Annotated in this window: 21 protein-coding genes, 1 tRNA gene, 1 pseudogene and 2 riboswitches; of the genes and pseudogenes, 8 read left to right on the top strand and 15 right to left on the bottom strand. The window is 71.0% G+C overall.

What is annotated here, in order from left to right; genetic code table 11:
* Positions 1-214 precede the first annotated feature (214 nt).
* Entirely contained in the window at positions 215-499 is a 285-nt protein-coding gene (locus tag ACIBK1_RS17885) for a hypothetical protein (RefSeq protein WP_357317853.1), read from the top strand.
* 171 nt (positions 500-670) lie between these two features.
* Here the strand turns inward: ACIBK1_RS17885 and ACIBK1_RS17880 are convergent, their stop codons facing one another.
* From ACIBK1_RS17880 to bcp, 4 genes and pseudogenes are all read right to left on the bottom strand, one after another.
* Positions 671-793, bottom strand: a complete 123-nt coding sequence (locus tag ACIBK1_RS17880; RefSeq protein WP_269321819.1) for a hypothetical protein — start codon at positions 791-793, stop codon at positions 671-673.
* Positions 794-884: 91 nt separating this feature from the next.
* A tRNA-Leu gene (locus ACIBK1_RS17875) sits at positions 885-958 on the bottom strand.
* Positions 959-994: 36 nt separating this feature from the next.
* A pseudogene (locus ACIBK1_RS17870) lies at positions 995-1,429 on the bottom strand (HNH endonuclease signature motif containing protein); the annotation flags it as partial.
* 57 nt (positions 1,430-1,486) lie between these two features.
* Complete coding sequence (bcp, locus tag ACIBK1_RS17865; RefSeq protein ID WP_396736176.1) at positions 1,487-1,954, bottom strand: thioredoxin-dependent thiol peroxidase; 468 nt, start codon at positions 1,952-1,954, stop codon at positions 1,487-1,489.
* 135 nt (positions 1,955-2,089) lie between these two features.
* Here bcp and ACIBK1_RS17860 point away from each other — a divergent pair, with 135 nt between their 5' ends.
* Positions 2,090-2,416 carry a DUF3618 domain-containing protein gene (locus ACIBK1_RS17860; protein WP_030510903.1) on the top strand — a complete coding sequence of 109 codons (327 nt, stop codon included), beginning with the start codon at positions 2,090-2,092 and terminating at the stop codon, positions 2,414-2,416.
* A 99-nt stretch (positions 2,417-2,515) separates the two neighbouring features.
* Here ACIBK1_RS17860 and ACIBK1_RS17855 read toward each other — a convergent pair whose 3' ends face one another.
* Positions 2,516-3,691, bottom strand: a complete 1,176-nt coding sequence (locus ACIBK1_RS17855; protein WP_030510902.1) for an amino acid deaminase/aldolase — start codon at positions 3,689-3,691, stop codon at positions 2,516-2,518.
* Between the two features lie 201 nt (positions 3,692-3,892).
* Between ACIBK1_RS17855 and ACIBK1_RS17850 the strand changes: the two genes are divergently transcribed.
* The gene (locus ACIBK1_RS17850; RefSeq protein ID WP_396736172.1) at positions 3,893-4,591 is read left to right on the top strand and encodes a DUF6286 domain-containing protein; all 699 of its coding nucleotides are present in this window, start codon (positions 3,893-3,895) and stop codon (positions 4,589-4,591) included.
* A gap of 1 nt (position 4,592) precedes the next feature.
* Positions 4,593-5,084, top strand: coding sequence for a hypothetical protein (locus ACIBK1_RS17845; RefSeq protein ID WP_357329070.1), 492 nt, complete (start codon positions 4,593-4,595; stop codon positions 5,082-5,084).
* Here ACIBK1_RS17845 and ACIBK1_RS17840 read toward each other — a convergent pair.
* The 9 genes from ACIBK1_RS17840 to ACIBK1_RS17800 form a co-directional block, all read right to left on the bottom strand.
* Positions 5,013-6,440, bottom strand: coding sequence for a hypothetical protein (locus ACIBK1_RS17840; protein ID WP_036408300.1), 1,428 nt, complete (start codon positions 6,438-6,440; stop codon positions 5,013-5,015). The genes ACIBK1_RS17845 and ACIBK1_RS17840 overlap by 72 nt on opposite strands.
* A gap of 198 nt (positions 6,441-6,638) precedes the next feature.
* On the bottom strand, positions 6,639-8,012 hold the full coding sequence (locus ACIBK1_RS17835) for an L-serine ammonia-lyase (protein WP_076434878.1): 1,374 nt from the start codon (positions 8,010-8,012) through the stop codon (positions 6,639-6,641).
* A gap of 22 nt (positions 8,013-8,034) precedes the next feature.
* Positions 8,035-8,427 carry a glycine cleavage system protein GcvH gene (gene gcvH / locus ACIBK1_RS17830; protein WP_030510897.1) on the bottom strand — a complete coding sequence of 131 codons (393 nt, stop codon included), beginning with the start codon at positions 8,425-8,427 and terminating at the stop codon, positions 8,035-8,037.
* The gene (gene gcvT, locus ACIBK1_RS17825; protein WP_030510896.1) at positions 8,424-9,515 is read right to left on the bottom strand and encodes a glycine cleavage system aminomethyltransferase GcvT; all 1,092 of its coding nucleotides are present in this window, start codon (positions 9,513-9,515) and stop codon (positions 8,424-8,426) included. Before gcvT ends, gcvH begins: the two co-directional genes overlap by 4 nt.
* A 43-nt stretch (positions 9,516-9,558) precedes the next feature.
* Positions 9,559-9,654, bottom strand: a riboswitch (glycine riboswitch).
* Positions 9,655-9,752, bottom strand: a riboswitch (glycine riboswitch).
* 58 nt (positions 9,753-9,810) lie between these two features.
* Positions 9,811-10,593: an AfsR/SARP family transcriptional regulator gene (locus ACIBK1_RS17820; RefSeq protein ID WP_156081131.1), complete on the bottom strand. Its 783-nt coding sequence runs from the start codon at positions 10,591-10,593 to the stop codon at positions 9,811-9,813.
* Between the two features lie 408 nt (positions 10,594-11,001).
* Positions 11,002-11,691 (bottom strand): gamma-glutamyl-gamma-aminobutyrate hydrolase family protein, encoded by a 690-nt coding sequence (locus ACIBK1_RS17815; RefSeq protein WP_396736168.1) that lies wholly within the window; start codon positions 11,689-11,691, stop codon positions 11,002-11,004.
* Between the two features lie 10 nt (positions 11,692-11,701).
* Positions 11,702-12,466 (bottom strand): 3-oxoacyl-ACP reductase, encoded by a 765-nt coding sequence (locus ACIBK1_RS17810; protein WP_396736165.1) that lies wholly within the window; start codon positions 12,464-12,466, stop codon positions 11,702-11,704.
* A 4-nt stretch (positions 12,467-12,470) separates the two neighbouring features.
* On the bottom strand, positions 12,471-13,856 hold the full coding sequence (locus ACIBK1_RS17805; RefSeq protein ID WP_435872120.1) for an aldehyde dehydrogenase family protein: 1,386 nt from the start codon (positions 13,854-13,856) through the stop codon (positions 12,471-12,473).
* On the bottom strand, positions 13,823-15,160 hold the full coding sequence (locus tag ACIBK1_RS17800) for a glutamine synthetase family protein (RefSeq protein WP_396736162.1): 1,338 nt from the start codon (positions 15,158-15,160) through the stop codon (positions 13,823-13,825). The genes ACIBK1_RS17805 and ACIBK1_RS17800 overlap by 34 nt, the downstream gene beginning before the upstream one ends.
* 152 nt (positions 15,161-15,312) lie before the next feature.
* Between ACIBK1_RS17800 and ACIBK1_RS17795 the strand changes: the two genes are divergently transcribed.
* On the top strand, positions 15,313-16,110 hold the full coding sequence (locus ACIBK1_RS17795; RefSeq protein ID WP_051762354.1) for a FadR/GntR family transcriptional regulator: 798 nt from the start codon (positions 15,313-15,315) through the stop codon (positions 16,108-16,110).
* A gap of 44 nt (positions 16,111-16,154) precedes the next feature.
* Positions 16,155-17,012: a hypothetical protein gene (locus ACIBK1_RS17790; protein ID WP_051762331.1), complete on the top strand. Its 858-nt coding sequence runs from the start codon at positions 16,155-16,157 to the stop codon at positions 17,010-17,012.
* A 67-nt stretch (positions 17,013-17,079) separates the two neighbouring features.
* On the opposite strand, the gene ACIBK1_RS17785 is transcribed toward ACIBK1_RS17790, so the two are convergent.
* Positions 17,080-18,111, bottom strand: coding sequence for a hypothetical protein (locus ACIBK1_RS17785; RefSeq protein WP_396736159.1), 1,032 nt, complete (start codon positions 18,109-18,111; stop codon positions 17,080-17,082).
* A gap of 204 nt (positions 18,112-18,315) precedes the next feature.
* On the opposite strand from ACIBK1_RS17785, the gene ACIBK1_RS17780 reads away from it, so the two are divergent.
* Together ACIBK1_RS17780 and ACIBK1_RS17775 are read left to right on the top strand one after the other, a co-directional pair.
* Positions 18,316-18,633 carry a hypothetical protein gene (locus ACIBK1_RS17780; protein WP_076434886.1) on the top strand — a complete coding sequence of 106 codons (318 nt, stop codon included), beginning with the start codon at positions 18,316-18,318 and terminating at the stop codon, positions 18,631-18,633.
* A gap of 181 nt (positions 18,634-18,814) precedes the next feature.
* Positions 18,815-19,267: a DUF3592 domain-containing protein gene (locus ACIBK1_RS17775; protein ID WP_030510886.1), complete on the top strand. Its 453-nt coding sequence runs from the start codon at positions 18,815-18,817 to the stop codon at positions 19,265-19,267.
* Positions 19,268-19,303: the final 36 nt, after the last annotated feature.

Below are 19,303 nucleotides of genomic sequence, written 5' to 3'. Positions count from 1 at the left end.
GAACAGGCCTGGCGCGGCGGGGCCCTATTCCACGGGGCCATACGCGACCTGGGCAGGCCCTGCAGGCCCTCCCGGCCCGGGCCGACCCGGGCCGGGAGCCGGAGGCGCGCCTCCGACCGGCAGCGGCTATGCCTTCGGCCCCGGCGGCACGGGATGGAACGCCCCGGGCTGGCAGGACCCCCGGGTACGGTTCGCGTCAGCTCCGCGGCCTGGCATGCCCGCGCGCCTGGCGGCTCGGCTGCCTCGCGGACACGCCGGGCAGCTCGTCGCCGTCGGTGTCGCGTCCGCAATCGTCGGAGCGCTCCTCGGCGGTGGCATCGTCGCCGTCACCGGCATGGTCTGGGACCGGGCGGACGCCGGAACGAGCTGGGTCGGCGGAAACGACCCGCAGCGGTTCTTCCCTCGCGGCTTCGGCCAGGACGCGCCGCAGGGTCAGGACGGCCTGCCCCCCTGGTGCAGGCAGACCGACGCCGGAGTGCGCTGCCAGGCCCCCGGCTGAGACGTCTCACATTCCCGACAGGCGCGTGCCGGCGGAGGGGCCGGCGCGCGCCTGCAGGTATTCCACGCGTCGGCGCTGTCGGCCCTGAATCCCATAAGCCTTTGTCGGCGGCACGTCGTAGGTGCCGTCACCTGTTTTGACGACTCCGCTTAAAGCCCTGCCGGATGACGGTCACTCCGGCTCGCTCTGGGCACGGAGCAGAGCGATCGCCGTTCGGATGACGGAGGACCGCGACGGGGCGCCCTGCGTCGCCGCGAAATGCTCGAGGAAAGCGAGGTCGTCCGTGGTGACCATCACGGCCATCCTCGCGGGCGCCCTCTGTCGGCTTGAAGAGTTGCCGTCCTCGCCGGTATTCGATGTGCCGTTGTTATCATTTGATTTGTTGTGGGGCCGGCGGGATTCGAACCCGCACTGTACGGCACCTAAAGCCGCGGTCTCCTGCCGTTGGACTACGGCCCCTTTTCCTCTTCCCTTTCCTGCGAAGTTCTCGGTCTGAGAGTGGCAGTTCGGGCAGAGAAATCTCAGATTCTCTTTTCTGTTGTCCAGCCAGTTTCCGTTGATGTGGTCGATGTGCAATGTCAACGGACGGCCTTGCCAAGTGCCGCCTATCTTACAGTCTGCGCAGCGGTAGGGAACTCCCACTTCGCGCAGTGCCCGCCGAAGCTTGGTCGGCTTCTCGCGGCCGGCACCCGGGAGGTTCAGGACCAGCACCTGCGCCGGAAGGCTCCGTCGCGGTGACGGCTGCCCCCGCCTGTGAGCCTGGCCGAGGAAGTGGGATGTGTCGATGCCGAAGTGCTTGAGGCGGCGGCTGATGTGGGCGTGGGCGCCCCCCGACCACGGGATGCCGAGACAGCGCAGCACGTCCGCGACGCTGCTCGCGCCGGCCGCCGCGTCGGCGAGCAACTCGGGGGTGTATTTGTACTTCGCCATGCCCCGGAATTTATCGGCCGCGGCCGACAATTCCGGGAGCGTGGTAAAAGGGATATCTCAGGAGATTCCCAGCTCTTTTGTGAGCCGGGCGACGTGACCGGTGGCCTTCACGTTGTAGAGGGCCTTTTCGACCTTTCCGTCCGGGTCGATGACGAACGTGGAGCGGATGACGCCCATGATGGTCTTGCCATAGTTCGTCTTCTCGCCGTACGCGCCGTACGCCTTGTGCACGTCCAGGCCGGTGTCGGACAGCAGGGGGAAGGTGAGCGCGTCGCGCTCGCGGAACTGCCGCAGCTTGGCGGGCTTGTCCTTGGAGACGCCCAGCACCACGAAGCCCTGCGCGGTCAGCGCGCCGAGATTGTCGCGGAAGTCGCAGGCCTGCTTGGTGCACCCGGGGGTCATCGCCGCCGGGTAGAAGTACAGGATGACCCGCTTGCCGCGGAGCGACTCCAGCGAGACCTCGTTGTCGTCGGCGTCGATCAGGGTGAAGTCCGGCGCGGCGTCGCCGGGCTGGAGCTTGCTCATCACGTCCTCCGGAAAAAGGTGACCCGCGGCGATCGGCGGGCAAGCGTCAACCAAACTACCGGCTCAGCCGCTGTGCGGGGCGACCGCCGGACCTGGCAGACTGATCACACACGAATACCACAGGAGGGGGATCGCATGGCGGACACCGATCCCGATGCGCTGGAACGGAAGATCGAGCGCACGCGGGCGGAGCTCGCTCGCACGGTCGACGCCATCGCGGACCGGGTGAGCCCGAAGCGGGTCGCGGAGCGCGGCGTCGCGAAGGCGAAGGCCAATGCGCGCGACTTCGTCACGTCGATGGAGGACATGGTCCTGGGGCCGCGCACGTACGCCCCGGCCGACGGCGAGGGCGAGCAGCCCGCGGAGAATCCGGCGCCCAGCATCGCTCCGGTGCTGATCGGGATCGGCGTGGTCGTCGCCGTGGGCGCGGCCATCGTGCTGCTGCGCCGCCGCTCCCGCTGACTCGCCGAGGGACGCCGCCGTCGTGACCGGGTTCACGGCGGCGTCCGCGTTCTCACCGGCCGCGTATTCGAAGGGTCCGTCACAAGGCCGGGCCGGCGGTCACAGGAACGTCCTGCCCTCGCCGCGATAGGTCGGGACCTCCTCGGTCACCCGATCGCCCTCGACCAGGTGCAGAGTGGCGAACCGCTCGCACAGCTCCCCGGCCTTCGCGTGGCGGAACCAGACGCGGTCGCCCAGGCGGAGGTCGGCGGCGGCCTCGCCCAGAAGCGGCGTCTGCACCTCGCCCGCCCCCTCGTCCGGGTGGTATCTGAGCCCCGCCGGCAGGTACGGCTGGGGCAGCCGGGTGGCCCCGGAGGCCCCGGAGGCGGGGTAGCCCCCTCCGAGCACGGTGGCGACGTCCGGCGCCGGCTTGCGCACGACCGGCAGGGCGAACAGCGCCGCCGGACGGCCGGTGAAGCCCCGGTAGAAGTCGAACAGCCGGGGATGGAAGAAGCCCGAGCCCGCCGCGACCTCGGTGATCGCCCGCTCGGCGGCGGTCTTCTCGATGCTTCCCGTTCCGCCGCCGTTGACGAACTCCAGGTCGGCGACCTGGCGTACGGCCTGCACGATCCGGCCGCGCCGCACGACCAGCTCGCGGCGCGACCGTTCCTGCATCCAGCGCAGCGCGCGGCCGTACGGTCCCGGAACGTCGTCGCCCACCCCGGCGATCTGGGCCTCGTACGCCATGAGCCCGGTCAGCCGCAGCCCGGGACGCTTGGCGATGTGCGCGGCGATCTCGGCGGCCTGCTCGGGTTCACGGATCGGCGACCGCAGCGCGCCCGCCCGGAACGCGCCGCCGAAGGCCACGAACCCGGCGTCGATGTCCAGGCACACCCGGATGCGGTGGGGGAGCCGCAGGCTCTCGATGAGGTCGAGGTGTTCGGGCGAGTCCACCATGACGGTGATCTCCCGCGCCGCGACCTCGTCCGATCCCAGGGCGCGCAGCGCGGTCCTGTCGGCCGTGGGATAGGCCACGAGCACGTCCCGCAGGCCGGTGGAGACCAGCCACAGCGCCTCGGGCAGCGTGAAGGCCATGACGCCCGAGACGCCGTCCATGCGCAGGACCTGTTCGAGCACGGCCCGGCAGCGGATCGACTTGCTGGCCACCCGGATCGGCTTGCCCCGGGCCCGGCGCACCATGGCGGCCGCGTTCGACCGGAGCGCGTCCATGTCGAGGACCGCGAAGGGCGGCTCAAGGTGGGCCGTCGCCTGGTCGAGGCGCTGTCGGTCGTCCATGGGCGCAGCCTAATACGGCGCCGCCGGGAAATACATGAGCGGCGTTCACGTTAACCGCGCCTGGGCAAAATCCTCGCCCTGGGTCCTCCATGATCGCGCAAGGGCGCGGGTGACCCGCCCGTCCCGCCACCGCTCCGTGTACCCATGATGACGTGACTACCGAGCGGACCCGGCACGGTGAACGGGAAGGGTGAACGGCTGATGAGCGTCGTGCAGGGAATCCTGGCGGGTTCGTCGGCGAGGAGCGCCAAGGGCGGAGGCGCCGAGGACGCCGGCGGCGCCCGAGGCGCCCGGAGTGTGGGCGGCGGCGAAGGCGTCAAGGGCGCCGGAAGCGATACAGGCGGCAGGGGCGCCGCGGCGGGCCGGCGGAGCGCCGTGCGCCTCCTGCGGCCGGGCCGGACCCCGGCCGCCGTCGTGGTCGCCGCCGTGATCGCCCTGCTCGGCTGGGTGCTCACCGCCGTGGTCGTCGCCGTCATGCTCGGCCTGTCCCCGGACTTGCGGCTGCCGCCCCGGCTGCTGAACCTCACGACGGCCGACCCCGCCGTTCCCGCCGCCGCGGTCGGCATGATCGTCTGCGGTGCGGGCCTGGTGGCCCTCGCGCTCGTTCCCGGCCGTCCCCGGCTCATGCCCCTGGAGTGCACGGACCCGCTGCTCGCGATGGGCCTGACCCGCGCCGGCCTGCGCAGGACGCTCGCCGCCTCGGCCAGGGAGGTCGAGCACGTCCGGCGGGCCGGCGTCCACATCCTCCGCAGGCGGATCGAGGTCGCCGTGGTAGCCGACGCGAACACGACCGGCGCCCTGCTGCGCGAGGTCGGCGCCGCGGTCGGGGACCGGCTGTCGGGTCTCGGCGTACGGTCCCGCCACGAGGTGGTCGTACGGCTGCGCAGGAGAGGGGGCTGAGGTGCGTCCGCGATGGGGGAACCGCGTCGGGCTCTTGCTGGTGGGTCTCGCGCTGGTCGCGGGAGGTTTCGGCCTGCTGGCCATCGTGCGCCGGCGGCCCGGCGCGGTCCTGATCGACGCGAGCGTGGCCGACGGGAGCGTGGCCGACGGGAAGCCGTGGGCGCTGCCCCTGCTGGCCGGGGCGGCGATGGTGCTCGCCCTGGTCGCGACCCGCTGGCTCCTCATGGCGCTCGGCTGGGGCCGGGTCGGCAGCCGCACCGGCGCCGGCATCGCCATGCTCGGCGTGGCGCTGAAGGGGATCGACGGGATCGGCCGCATCTCGGTCAGGCTCGTGCGCGACGGCAGGGTGCGGGTGTCGGTGTCGCTCCGGCGGTCGGCCGACCTGCGACAGGTGATCAGGCGGCTGGACGAGTCGGCGGTCTCACGCGTTCGCCGCGCGGTCGGCAGCGACGACGCGCTTGCGGTCGTTCGCCTTCACGTCCGCCGCCGCTGACCGCCCCTCCCTGCGCCATGGCGCGGGGGTCGCGCCCGTGCCGAGGGCGAGCCCGGCGGCCAGACAGGCGAGCGGCACGACGGGCACCACATAGCGGTGGTCGAAGGCGGCGATCAGGGGTGGCAGCAGAAGCAGAACCGCCGCCGCGGCCCAAGGGAGCAGCGCCGTCCACCGCCGGGCCACCAGCCCGGCGAGCCCGGCCAGAAGGATCACCGCCAGCAGCGGCCCCCGCAGGAAGCCCTGCTCCTGGTAGGCGCGCAGCCATCCCGCGAACGGCTCGACCACCTTGGTGTCCCCGGAGCTTCCCTGGTAGGCGGTGGTCAGCTCACCGGCCGTACGGCCGCCGGAGGCCACCTTTGAGGTGAACGGCTTCACCGAGGCGGGGAACACGTACGCGCTCTGCGGGCCCGGGGCAGGGTAGACCTTCCGGTCCCATTCGAACGCCCACATGGCGTCGTGCAGCCCGGTCGTCAGGAAGTCGAGGGGCTGACTGCGGATCGCCAGCGAGGCGAACTCGCTCGCCAGCCGGTCCTTGTCCTTCTTCACCCGCTGGATGGGCGAGTCGGCGGCCCAGATGTAGGCGGGCGCGGCGAGCCGGGGCCCCGACGGGCACAGCACCGCCAGCTCCTTCGGCGGCTTCATGACCGAGCAGTCGGCGAAGGTCATCGTGCGCGACCACAGCCACGTGCTGCTGCCGCCCATCCCGTACGACCCGTGGGCGTCGTGGAACCAGACGGCGTACCCGCCGAGCACGGCGGACGCGGCGGCGAGCCCCGCGAGCGCGGCCCTCCAGCGTCCGGCCAGCACCACAGGCAGCAGCGCCAGTGCGATCAGGGGCAGCCCGAGGGTGCGGGTGACCGTGGCGAACCCGAGCAGCAGCAGCGCCGCGACGACGGCCCACGCGCCGGGCCTGGGACGCCACAGCAGGATCGTCACGGCGGCCACGACCAGTGCGGTGAACAGCAGGTCCGCCATGACGAGGTGTTCGAGCTGGATCTGGTGGACGTCGAGAAGCACCGGCGCCGCCGCCAGGGCCGCTCCCCAGCCCGGCAGCCGGGTGCGGCGGCGCAGCACCGCGTACACGCAGACGGCCATGCCGAGACCGAGCAGGTGCTGGACGATCACGACGGCGGTGATGCTGCCCAGCGGGCTCAGCGCCGCCAGGAACAGCGAGTAGCCGGACGGCCGCGAGGGCAGTGGCCGCAGGTCGAGTGCCGAGCTGAGGTAGGCGAAGGAGTCGGCCCAGAACCACAGGGCGGGCCGGTAGCCGAGCACGGCGAGCGCACGCAGTGCGACGCCCGCCGCCAGCACGACCAGGAACGCCCGATGCGGGCGCAGCGCCTCGCGCCACCTCACGTGACGGCCCTCCTCCTCGCCGGGGAAGTCACCACCTTATTGGCTCCGGCCGACGTTCTGCCCGGGTGCATGATCACGAACGGTTCCACGGCAGGTCAGGTGGGTGCTCGCCGATTTCCTGCATGATCACGAAGGGTTCCGGTGCAGGTGAGGGGCATCGCGTGCGACAAACTACAAGATCACGGTGGGGGTGGGGGGTCAGCACTCGATGACGTTGACGGCGAGGCCGCCGCGTGAGGTCTCCTTATACTTGTCGAGCATGTCCCTGCCGGTGTCGCGCATCGTCTTGATCGCCTTGTCCAGCGACACGAAGTGGCGGCCGTCGCCGCGCAGCGCGATGCGGGCGGCGGCGATCGCCTTGATCGAGGCGACGGCGTTGCGCTCGATGCACGGGATCTGGACGAGCCCGCCGATCGGGTCGCAGGTCAGGCCAAGGTTGTGCTCGATGCCGATCTCGGCGGCGTTCTCGACCTGCTCCGGCGTCCCGCCGAGCGCTTCGGTGAGGCCCGCCGCCGCCATCGAGCAGGCCGAGCCGACCTCGCCCTGGCAGCCCACCTCCGCGCCGGAGATGGAGGCGTTCTCCTTGAACAGCACGCCGATCGCGCCCGCGGTGAGCAGGAAGCGGATGACGCCGTCCTCGCCGGCGCCCGGGAGGAAGCGCATGTAGTAGGACAGCACGGCCGGGACGATGCCGGCGGCGCCGTTGGTCGGCGCGGTGACGATCCGGCCGCCCGCGGCGTTCTCCTCGTTGACGGCCAGCGCGAACAGCGAGACCCAGTCCATCGCCCGCAGCGGATCGGTCCCGTCGGCCTCGCTCTGCAGCCGCCGGTAGAGCTGGTGGGCCCGGCGGCGCACCTTGAGGCCGCCCGGCAGGACGCCCTCGCGGCTGGTGCCGCGCCGTACGCACTCGGCCATCACCGCCCACAGGTGCAGCAGGCGGGTCCGGATCTCCTCCTCCGTGCGGCCGAAGGCCTTCTCGTTCTCCATCATCAGGCCGGAGATCGACAGGCCGGTCTCGGCGCAGTGCGCGAGCAGTTCCTGTGCGGTCGTGAAGGCGTACGGCAGCACGGTGTCGTCGGGTTTGATCCGGTCGGCGCCGGTGGCGTTCTCGTCCACCACGAAGCCGCCGCCGACCGAGTAGTAGACCTTCTCGCGCAGCACCGTGTCGTCGGCGTACGCCGTGAACCGCATGCCGTTCGGGTGGTGGGGGAGCGACAGCTTGCGCTCGAAGACGAGGTGCTCCCCGACCACGAACGGGATCTCGTGCACGCCGTACAACGTGACCGTGCCGCTCGCCCGCATCGCCGCCAGCCGTTCGTCGACGGTGTCGACGTCGACCAGCTCGGGCTTGTCGCCGGACAGGCCGAGCAGGACCGCCTTGTCGCTGCCGTGCCCCTTGCCGGTGAGCCCGAGCGAGCCGTACAGGATGGCCTCGACCCGGGTCACCTTCTCCAGCAGCCCGTCCTGGTGCAGCCCGCGGGCGAACTTGTGCGCCGCCGCCATCGGGCCGCCCGTGTGCGAGCTGGACGGCCCGATCCCCACCTTGAACAGGTCGAAGACGCTGATCGCCATTGACCGTCGCCTCTCAGGCCTGTCAGGACTCGCCGGAGGTCAGCGCGGTGTACTCCGCCGCCGACAGCAGGTCGTCCGGCTCCTCCTCCACGCGCACGCGGAACAGCCAGCCCTCGCCGTACGGGTCGGAGTTGACCAGCGAGGGGTTGTCCACGACGGCGGTGTTGATCTCGACGACCTCGCCGCCGACAGGCGCGAAGATGTCGCTCACGGACTTGGTGGACTCCACCTCGCCGACCGCGTCGCCGGCCGCGACGGTCGCGCCGACCTCGGAGTGCACCTCCACGTAAACCACGTCGCCGAGCTGCTCGGCCGCGTACGCCGTGATGCCCACCGTCACGGTGCGGCCGTCCTCAAGCCCGGCCACCCACTCGTGTTCCTTGGTGTAGCTCAGGTCGTCCGGAATGGTGCTCACTTGCTCCTCCTGTAGAAAGGCAGATCGACGACGTCGACCGGTTCTTGGCTGCCCCGGATGTCCACGGCCAGGCCGCCCTTCTCCAAGGCGACCTCGTCGACGTACGCCATGGCGATCGGGCGGCCGAGGGACTGCGACGGGGCCCCGCTGGTCACCTCGCCGACGACGGCGCCCTCGCGGGTGACGGAGTAGCCGTGGCGAGGCACGCGCCGGCCGCGCGCCACCAGCCCGACCAGGCGCCGCTTGGTGCCGTTCTCCGCCGCCCTCTCGAGGGCGGCCTTACCCACGAAGTCGCCGGGCTTGTCGAAGCGGACGACCCGGCCGAGCCCCGCGTCGAACGGCGTGATCGCCGCGCTCAGCTCGTTGCCGTACAGCGGCATGCCGGCCTCCAGGCGCAGCGTGTCGCGGGCCGACAGCCCGGCGGGGACGAGCCCGGCGTCCCCGCCCGCCTCGGCGAGGGCGTTCCACAGCGGCACGGCGTGCTCGTTCGGCACGAAGAGTTCGAAGCCGTCCTCACCGGTGTATCCGGTGCGTGCGATCAGGGCGGGGGTGCCCGCGACGACGCCGGGGACGATGGCGTAGTACTTCAGATCGTCGAGGTCGGCGTCGGTGAGCGCGGTGAGGATCGCGGCGCCGCGCGGGCCCTGCACCGCGACCAGCGCGTACTCGTCCGACCTGTCGGTCACCCGCGCGTCGTAGCCGCGGGCCCTGTCGGCGAGCTCACGGGCGACGAGGGCGTAGTTGGAGGCGTTGGCGACGACCATGTACTGGTCCTCGTCGAGGCGGTAGACGATGAGATCGTCGAGGATGCCGCCGGTCTCGTTCACGATCATGGTGTAGCGGGCGCGGCCGGGCGCGAGGACGCTGAGGTGCCCCACGAGAGCGTGGTCGAGCGCCTCACCCGCCTGCGCGCCGACGACGAAGATCTCCCCCATGTGGGACAGGTCGAACAGCCCCGCGGCCGTGCGCACCGCGTTGTGCTCGGCCGCCTCGCTGCCGTAGCGCAGGGGCATCTGCCAGCCCGCGAAGTCGGTCAGGGTCGCGCCCAGGCTTTCGTGGACACCGCGGAGCGGGGTGGATCGGGACATGCGCACCTCGGAAGGACGGATGCTGCGTTTTGACTATCGGGCATCCTCCCCCTCTGTCATCGGCGCCTGAGAGCTTCGTCCGATCTTTACCGGACTTTCACCTTCGGCGAGGCCTCACGGCCTTCTTTCCAGAGGCCACCTCGCCCGCACGGTCCTTTGCCTTGAGAGGTTCGCGGGGAGGGCTTGCTCCTTCAGGGGCCCTGACCGGATGCCAGGACACTCTCCCGCACGGGATCACTGGTGTGCTGCAAGCCTAGTGGTTCGCCGCCATCCCCGTAACCCGGCCGGACCGCCCTCACAGCCCGTGGGTGGAGTCGCACGGCGGCCGGTGCGCCGCGCGGAGCCGCATGAGGGTGGACGGGAGGTCGTCGCCGGTGAGGATCCGCTGGTGGAGGGCCTGGGTGTCGGAGGACGGCTCGATGCCGAGGCGGTCGACCAGGGTGCGGCGCAGTCGCTGGTAGGACGCCGAGGCGTCGTGGGTGCGGCCCGACCGGTGCAGCGCCAGCATGAGTTGCCGGTGCGGCCGTTCGCGCAGCGGGTGGCGCCCCGCCCATTGAGCCAGGCCGCCGACGATCTCGCGATGGTGCCCGAGTGCCAGCCTGACGTCGAAGAGGTCCTCGGTCACCGCGCGACGGTCCTCGTCGAGCCGATAGGCCCACGCGGAGAGCGCGTCGACATGTCTCATGGCGAGCAGGGCGTCGCCCCGCCACAGGCTCAGCGCGTTCTCGAACATCCTCGCCGCATTGTGGTAATCGCCATTCTCGCGAGCGATTCTGCCTTGCGCCGCGAAATGGTTGAATACTGCAGCATCCACGGATCCCGGCGGCACCGAAAGAAGGTACCCGCCCTCCACGGTGTGCAGCGGAGAAAGGTCGGGGTCGCGCGGCGAGAGCCGCCGCCGCACCTGTGCGATGTAGGTGGTAAGATTCCGCGGCGCCGATTTAGTGGGACGGCCATTCCACAACAGATCGATGAGCCGATCCCGGTGAACCGCGATATTCGGATTGAGCAGGAACAAGGCGAGGAGCTGCCGGTGCCTCGGGGCGAGTCCGGCGATGGCGTCCCCTGAGGGTTTCATGGCCCGGAACGGTCCGAGCACGGCGTATAACACGGTTCCCCCGCACGAAAGCAGCGTGAACGCGCCGACGACGCGGCTTTGATCGCTATTTGACCATATCTCTCTCCGGCGGCTTGCGTCAAAAATATGCCGTTTCTATGTCGGTCACTCCGGCGCTCATAAACGCCGCTCTGTGCACCGCATTGCCCGGCCTCGCACGCGCGGATACGCGGATAACCCAAATGAAATCGGTTACAGATCAAGCTCTGGCCGGCCGTCCATGGCGGCGGTGAGGGAGCGTGACGCCCGATTACCCGGATGATCGGCGCGCGTGCGGCGTAGGGCCCGGAAGGTGCGTATTCCACGCTCAGCGGGCCGCCGCGGCTCTCAGCGACCGGTTCTAAATGACCGGTTCTCAGCGGCGGGTTCTCAGTGGCGGGCGGCGGCCACGAGGGCGTGGAACAGCGGGCCGTCCTCGTCGGCCTCCGGGTGCCACTGGACGGCCAGGGCGAACGCCGCGCCCGTGACCTCGACGGCCTCGATCGTGCCGTCGTCCGAACGGGCGGTCACCTCCAGCCCGTCCGCCAGACGGTCGATCGCCTGGTGATGGTAGTGGGCGGGCGTGAGGTCCTCGCCGTCGTAGATCTTGGCCAAGCCCGGCGAGAGCCGTACGGGGAGGCGGCCGAACGTCCCGGGGGCGGGGGAGTGGGCGGTGTGGCCGACCACGTCGGGCAGGTGCTGGTGGAGGGTGCCGCCCAGCGCCACGTTGAGCACCTGCAGACCCCGGCAGATGCCGAGGAACGGCAGGCCGGTGCGCAGGGCGGCCTCCATCAGCCCGAACTCCGCCTCGTCGCGGAACTCCCGGACGTATCCGGTCTGCGCGGCGGGCGGCGCGCCGTAGCGGGCGGGGTCGATGTCGCCCCCGCCCGCGATGATCAGCCCGTCCAGCCGCCCGGCCAGCGCGGCGGGCTCTCCGGCCGGCGGCAGGATGACCGGCTGGCCTCCCGCCCGCGTGATGTGGTCGACGTACATGTACGGCAGCAGCGCCGCCCGCATGTCCCAGACGGTGAACTTCGCCGGCTCGACGTAGCACGTCACGCCGATCACGGGACGGGCCATGGCATCCCCCTTACAGCGGAGTGACGTACGCGCCGGAGATGCCGCCGTCGACCAGGAACTCCGAGGCGGTGATGAACGACGCGTCGTCGGAGGCGAGGAACGCGACCGCCGCGGCGATCTCCTCGGCCCGGGCGAAGCGGCCGATCGGCACGTGGACGAGACGGCGCTGGGCGCGCTCGGGGTCCTTGGCGAACAGCTCCCGCAGCAGCGGGGTGTCCACAGGCCCGGGGCACAGCGCGTTGACCCGGATGCCCTCGCGGGCGAACTGGACGCCCAGTTCGCGGCTCATCGCGAGCACGCCGCCCTTGGAGGCGGTGTAGGAGATCTGCGAGGTGGCCGAGCCCATGACCGCGACGAACGACGCGGTGTTGATGATCGAGCCCTTGCCCTGGCGCCGCATGTACGGGATGGCGTGCTTGCAGCACAGGTAGACGCTGGTGAGGTTGACCTCCTGCACCCGGCGCCAGGCGTCGATGCCGGTCTCCAGGATGGAGTCGTCGTCCGGCGGCGAGATGCCCGCGTTGTTGAACGCGATGTCGACGCTGCCGAACTCCTCGAACGCGGTCCGGTACATCCGGGTGACGTCGTCCTCGTTCGCCACGTCCGCCTTGACGAACCGGCCGCCGACCTCCCCGGCCGCCTTCGCGCCGGCCTCCTCGTCGAGGTCGGCGACCACGACCTTGGCGCCCTCCTGGGCGAACCGGTGGGCCGTGGCCAGCCCGATGCCGCTGCCCGCCCCGGTGATGACGGCGACGCGGTCCTGCAAACGCTGCATTGGTCTACTCCGTGGAGATGAAGACGTTCTTGGTCTCGGTGAAGGCCGACAGGGCGTCCGGGCCGAGCTCCCGGCCGAGGCCCGACTGCTTGAAGCCGCCGAACGGGGTCCAGTATCGGACGCTGGAGTGCGAGTTCACCGACAGGTTGCCCGCCTCGACGGCCCGCGCCACGCGCAGCGCCCGGCCCACGTCGCGGGTCCAGATCGACCCCGACAGGCCGTACGCCGTGTCGTTGGCGATCCGCACCGCGTCGGCCTCGTCCTCGAAGGGCACGACCGACACCACGGGACCGAAGATCTCCTCGGCGAACGCCCTGCGGAAGGACTCCGAGGACGATCCGGCCAGCACCGTGGGCGGGAACCAGTAGCCGGGGCCCGCCGGGCACGACCCGGTGGCGTACACGTCCGCCTCGGTGACGAACGACGCGACGCGCTCCCGGTGCTCGGCGCTGATCAACGGGCCCATCTGGGTCGCCGGGTCGTTCGGGTCGCCGACCTGCACCTCGCGCACCGCCTGCGACAGGCGCACGAGGAAGTCGTCGTAGACGGAACGCTCCACCAGGATGCGCGAGCGGGCGCAGCAGTCCTGGCCGGAGTTGTCGAAGACCGCCATGGGTGCCGAGGCCGCGGCCTTGCCGAGGTCGGCGTCGGCGAAGACGATGTTGGCGCTCTTGCCGCCCAGCTCCAGCGTCACCCGTTTGACCTGCTCGGCGGCCTTGGCGCCGATCAGTTTCCCGACCTCGGTCGAGCCGGTGAACACGATCTTCCGTACGTCCGGGTGCTCGACGAGCCGGGCGCCGGCGACCTCACCCTCGCCGGGCACGACCTGCAGCACGCCCTCGGGCAGCCCGGCCTCCAGGGCGAGCTCGGCCAGCCGCAGCGCGGTCAGCGGCGTCCACTCGGCCGGCTTGACGACGACCGTGTTGCCGGCGGCCAGGGCCGGGGCGACTCCCCAGGTCATGATGACCATCGGGAAGTTCCACGGCACGATGATCCCCACCACGCCCAGCGGCTCGGCGAACGTGACGTCCACCCCGCCCGGCACCGGGATCTGCCTGCCGTGGTCGCGCTCGGGCGCGCCCGCGTAGAAGTTCAGCACGTCGCGGACGTTGCCCGCCTCCCAGCGGGCGTTGCCGATCGTGTGGCCGGCGCCGGCGATCTCCAGCCGGGCCAGCTCCTCCGCGTGGTCCTCCACCACCTGCGCGAAGCGGCGCAGCAGCCGGGCCCGCTCGCCCGGGGCGACCGCCCGCCAGGCGGGGAAGGCCCGGGCGGCCCGCTCGACCACGCGGTCCACCTCGGCGGCGTCCGCCATCTCGACCTCGGCGATCACTTCCTCGGTCGCCGGATTGACTATCTTCACAGCCGTTCGAACCCCCGATAGAGCTCCCAGTCGGTGACCGCCGCGTCGAAGGCGGCCAGCTCGACCCTCGCGTTGTTGGCGTAGTGCTCGACCACGTCCTTGCCGAACGCCTCCTCGGCGATCGGCGAGCCCTCCCACAGCGCCAGGGCGTCGCGGAGCGTGGCGGGCACGCGCTCGGCCCCGGAGTCGTAGGCGTTCCCGGCGAACGGCTCCTCCAGCTCCAGCCCGGCGTCGATGCCGCGCAGCCCCGCCGCGATCATGGCGGCGACCGCGAGGTACGGATTCACGTCGCCGCCCGGCACCCGGTTCTCGATCCGCAGCGAGGGGCCGTGGCCGACAAGCCGCAGCGAGCAGGTGCGGTTGTCCAGGCCCCACTTGACGGCGGTGGGGGCGAAGCTGCCGGGCACGAACCGCTTGTAGGAGTTGATGTTGGGCGCGTAGGGCAGGGTCAGCTCGCGCATCGCCGTGAGCTGACCGGCGATGAACCGCCGCCCGACCTCCGACAGCCCGTACGGCTCGCCGCCCGCCATGACCGGCGCGCCGTCGGCGTCGCGCAGCGAGATGTGGATGTGGCAGGAGTTGCCCTCGCGCTGGTTCGGCTTGGCCATGAAGGTGACCGACCTGCCCTCCTGGGCGGCGATCTCCTTGGCGCCGTTCTTGTAGAACACGTGGTTGTCGCAGGTGGTCAGCGCGTCGGCGTACCGGAAGGCGATCTCGTGCTGGCCGAGGTTGCACTCGCCCTTGGCCGACTCGACGTACAGTCCGGCACCCTCCATGCCGAGCCGGATCTTCCGCAGCAGCGGCTCGATGCGGGAGGTGCCGAGCAGCGAGTAGTCGACGTTGTAGAGGTTGGCCGGGGTCAGGTCGCGGTAGCCCCGCTGCCAGGCCTGCTCGTAGCTGTCGTCGTAGACGACGAACTCCAGCTCGGTGCCGACGTACGCGGTCCAGCCGCGGTCGGCGAGCCGGGCGAGCTGGCGGCGCAGGATCTGCCGGGGGGAGGCCACGACGTCCGCGCCGTCCTCCCACACCAGGTCGGCCAGCAGCAGCACGGTGCCCTCGTGCCAGGGCACGCGGCGCAGCGTCGACAGGTCCGGCCGCATGACGAAGTCGCCGTAGCCGCGCTCCCAGGACGACATGGCGTAGCCGTCCACGGTGTTCATGTCGACGTCCACCGCGAGCAGGTAGTTGCAGCCCTCCGCGGCGTGGTCCAGCACCTCCTCCAGGAAGTACCGCGCCGAAAGCCGCTTGCCCTGCAGCCGCCCCTGCATGTCGGTGACCGCGAGCAGGACCGTGTCCACGCGGCCCGCTTCGACGTCATCGCGGAGTCGCTCCACGCTGAGCACGGTGCCTCCCGTCCAAAAGTCTGGAATCAGACCATTGAGGGCATGCAAGCACCATGTTCCCCTCGTCGTCAACAATGTCCGGGGGGTTTAACCTCGATCACAGGGACGGGGGACCCGCGGTGACGGGTGGAGGGATGATGCGCATGGAGATCACTCCGGCGGAGGCGTCCGTCTCCCGTCCCCGGACTCCGGCCGAGCCCGCGTCCCGGGACGCGGCCGTGGGGATCACCGGCGTGGTGTCGCTGCTGCGGCCGGTGCGGGCGGGCAACGCGTTCGAGGAGACCGTCGAGCGTCTGCTCCAGGCCATCAAGCTCGGCGTCGTCCCGCACGGCGAGAAGCTGCCGCCGGAGCGCGAGCTGGCCACCCGGCTCGGCATCAGCAGGGTCACGCTGCGCGAGGCGATCCGCGCGCTGCAGGAGGCCGGCTACCTCGACGTACGGCGCGGCCGGTACGGCGGTGCCTTCGTCGTCTACCGGCCGCCGAGCCCGCGCAAGGGCGACCTGCGCAGGGCCGTCACCCGCATGGGCGAAGACGATCTCGAGGACGCGCTGACGTTCCGGATGGCCGTCGAGTGCGGGGCGGCCCGGGTGCTCGCGACCACCGAGCTGACCCCGCGGCAGCGGGAGACGCTCGCCGCCCGGCTGGCCGGGGTGAACGACGCCGCGCCGGCCGACTACCGCCGGATGGACATCGCGTTCCACCTGGCGATCGCGGAGCTGAGCGGCTCGCCGCTGCTGGCCGCCGCGTGCGCGGACGCCAGGCTGCGGGTCACCGACCTGCTCAACGCGATCCCCGTGCTGCGGCCCAACATCGAGCACGCGGCGGTCCAGCACGCCGCCATCGCCGCGGCGATCCTGGACGGCGACCCCGAGGCGGCCGAACGGGCGGTGGCTGAGCATCTGGAGGGCACGGCGGCCCTGCTGCGCGGCTTTCTCGCCTGACCGCTTCCCCCGCCACGTAGCATCGGAGGCCGGGGGAACGCTTGATGGCCGACTGGTTTCACGAACGCATCATCGAGGCACACCGCCTGCCGCTGTTCTGCTTCTTCGTCGCGCTCATCACGGCGTTCGTATTCACGCGGGTGAACGTACGGCTGATCAGGGCGCGGGTGCGGTGGCTCGGCAACGTCAGCGTGGGCGAGATGCACATCCACCACGTGGTGTTCGGCGTGGTGCTCACGCTGCTCGGCGGGGTGGCCGGGCTGGTCCTGTCGGGTGCGTCCACGGGGTGGTACTCCTTCTCCTCGGCGGTGTTCGGCGTGGGCGCCGCCCTCGTGCTCGACGAGTTCGCGCTGATCCTGCACCTGCGCGACGTCTACTGGCAGGAGGAGGGCCGCACCTCGGTGGACGCGGTCTTCGTGGCGATCGCCGCCACCGGCCTGCTGCTGCTCGGGCTGCGCCCGCTCGCTTGGACCGGCGCGGACGGCGGCCACTGGACGGCTCCCGCGTTCCTCTTCGTCAACCTCGTCTTCGCCATGATCACCCTGCTCAAGGGGAAGATCTGGAGCGGTCTGCTGGGACTGTTCGTGCCGCCGCTGCTGTACGTGGGGGCGGTGCGGGTGGCCCGTCCCGGCTCGCCCTGGGCCCGCTGGTGCTACTCGGAGCGGGCGAGGCGGCCCCGGCCGCGCCTGATGGCCAAGGCGGTCCACCGGGAGGAGCGCTGGCGCCGCCCGGTCATCCGGGTGAAGATCGCGGTGCAGGAGTTCGTGTCCGGCCGCCACGACCTGCCCGCGTCCGCGCTGCCGGCCCGGCAGCACCGGCGGCGGGTCGTGTCCCCCCATCCCCGGCCGGGGGCGGACCACCCCGGGCGTCCCTGGCGCTCGGGCCGGCCCCGCGCCCGATGAGACCACGCCGCCGTCCGAAAGCCGGGTGGCGTGTGCGGCGATCCGTGACCAGGCCGGTGGAGCCGACCTACGTAGCGGACCGGGATCTTCCGGTCGGCACCGTCGAGGCCGATGACGTCTCCACGGTCGCCTGCCGCCGGGAGGCGGTGACGTAGCAGGGGGGCAGGGGCGCCGGAACCACCGCAGCCGGGTCCAGGACGGCGCGACGCTTGCCCTTCTCGTCCGGAGGGCAGCGGTAGTCGCGGCTGATGCGGATCTCGGCCACCCCAGGGGCGAGCCGGTAGGTCGCGAACGGCATGGTGCACTCGCTGTGACCGTCCTCCCAGCGCAGCCACACCACGTCGTCCTTGCGCGGGTTGACCATGGCCACCGTGTCACGGCTGTCGTTGAGGGATTGGTAGTCGTCGGTGACGTCGTGGAACCGGCCGGTCTGCCCGCGGTCGTAGAAGCAGACGCTGGGCGCGTCGCACCGGTTGGGATCCTCACCACGGACCAAGGGGATCTCGTTGCCGGCGGGCCTCAGGAACAGGGTCACAACCGTGGCGATCAGTGCGCCCGCCACGAGCCCGGCGAGGCCGGCCGACAGGACGCGGGTACGGCTCGGCCCGATGGACGTCGGCCCGGTGAGAGTCGGCCCGGTGAGAGTCGGCTCAGTGAGCGCCGACCCGGAGGACGGGCCCGGGGCGTCATCCAAGGGTGTCGTCTCCTCGGCCTGTCCCTTGGTCTGCTCCATGGTGGGCTCGTGATCACCAGGGCTGGCTATTCGCCGCCAGGCGTCCTGCCACCGGGCGATCTGAGCCTCGATCTCCGCGGACGACAGCTCGCAGGCGGACAGGCAGGCCGCCACGTAGGCCTCGACGAAGGCCAGCCGCGGCAGGCCGGGCAGCCCCCGGCCGTTGAGGGTGTAGGACACGGTGCTCGACGGCAGGGCGTCCACCTCGTGGCCGTCGGAGGTGGTCGAGCGGCCGGCCAGGTGACGCAAGCGGCGCAGTGAGGGCTGCCCTGCCCAGGTCCTGAGCCGCTTGAGTAAGTCGATGAATTCCTGAGCGCTGTCTGCCGACGCCGGATCCGGCGGAGGCGAGGTCACCGCGTCGCCCATGTATGGACCCACCTTTCCAGGGACGGGAACGGGACGGTCACATGGTCCCCTCTGACGGTTCACTTCTACGCCTGCCGTACAAGATCGGCCAATCGCGTCCAATTCTGTTGCGTCGCTTGTCGGACACCTGTCTTCCCAGGTGAGCTGGCCATGCCTGGCCCGAGTCCAGGCGAACTGCTTCACCGGAGACAGGAGAAAGAAGCCATGCGACTCAGCAAGAAGATCGCACTCCCCATCGCGGCGTCCGCGGGAGTCGCCGCGCTGCTCTTGCCCACGGGCGGAGTGGCCTCCGCGGCCACCGCCCAGGCGCGCAGCCCTCTTCCGGGGTGCGTGCACTGGCACCTGTCGAGCAGCGGCGTCACGGACCACCTCAGCGTGACCAACGGCTGTGGCGCGGGGCACTGGTTCAAGGTGATCCTGGCCCATCGCAGGGACTTCAAGTGCACGTACTACGCCCCCGGGAACACCTGGAACTGGTCCTGGAAGTGGCCGGGCAAGTTCTCCGCCCTGCACAACTGCTGACGCGGAGCGGCTCCGCGGCGGGACCGTGCGCGGGAACATCTCACCGGCCCGGGTGTTTCCGCGCGCCCGCGCGACAGGTGCCGAGGCCGTGCTTGAACCTACGGGGCCGGGGAGGAGTCGTAGGAGACAGGGCGGCAGCCGCGCCTTTCCCGATCGCCTTCGCGAAGGGGGCCTGTGACTGATGGCTCGATGGTCATCCCGGCGTTCTTTATCGGGTGTCGGGTCGTTCGCGTTCTTCGCGGCCTGGTTCGGCATCCTGATCGTGATGCTCGTCGCTCAGGTCTTCGACATCGTGTCGGCCCTGGACCTCGGGCGGCACGGCGTCCGCACCACCGGCGTCGCCCTCTCCACCCGGTCGGAGACATGGAACGACACCGACGGCCATCCCATCACCGTGAACTACACGAAGATCGGTTTCACGGTGGGCACGCAACGGCACGTCGAGGAGATCTCCGGCTGGTACGCGACAGGGGAGAAGGTCCGCATCGTCTACGACCCCGAGAGCGTGAACGTCGTCAGGAGCGAGGAGGACACCGGCCTGGGCGGGCTGGCCGGAAATTTCGTGGGGATCGCCATCCTGCTCGCCATGCTCGTCTTCGGCGTCAGCTTCGTCTTCTCCTGGCACCGATGGTGACGATGCCCGCCGCGATCTGATCGAAATTCGCGTACG

It is taken from the genome of Microbispora rosea, from assembly GCF_044460045.1.
GTDB lineage: Bacteria > Actinomycetota > Actinomycetes > Streptosporangiales > Streptosporangiaceae > Microbispora > Microbispora rosea.
Note: the sequence above shows the minus strand (reverse complement) of the source record. Positions and strands in the feature narration are given on the sequence as shown.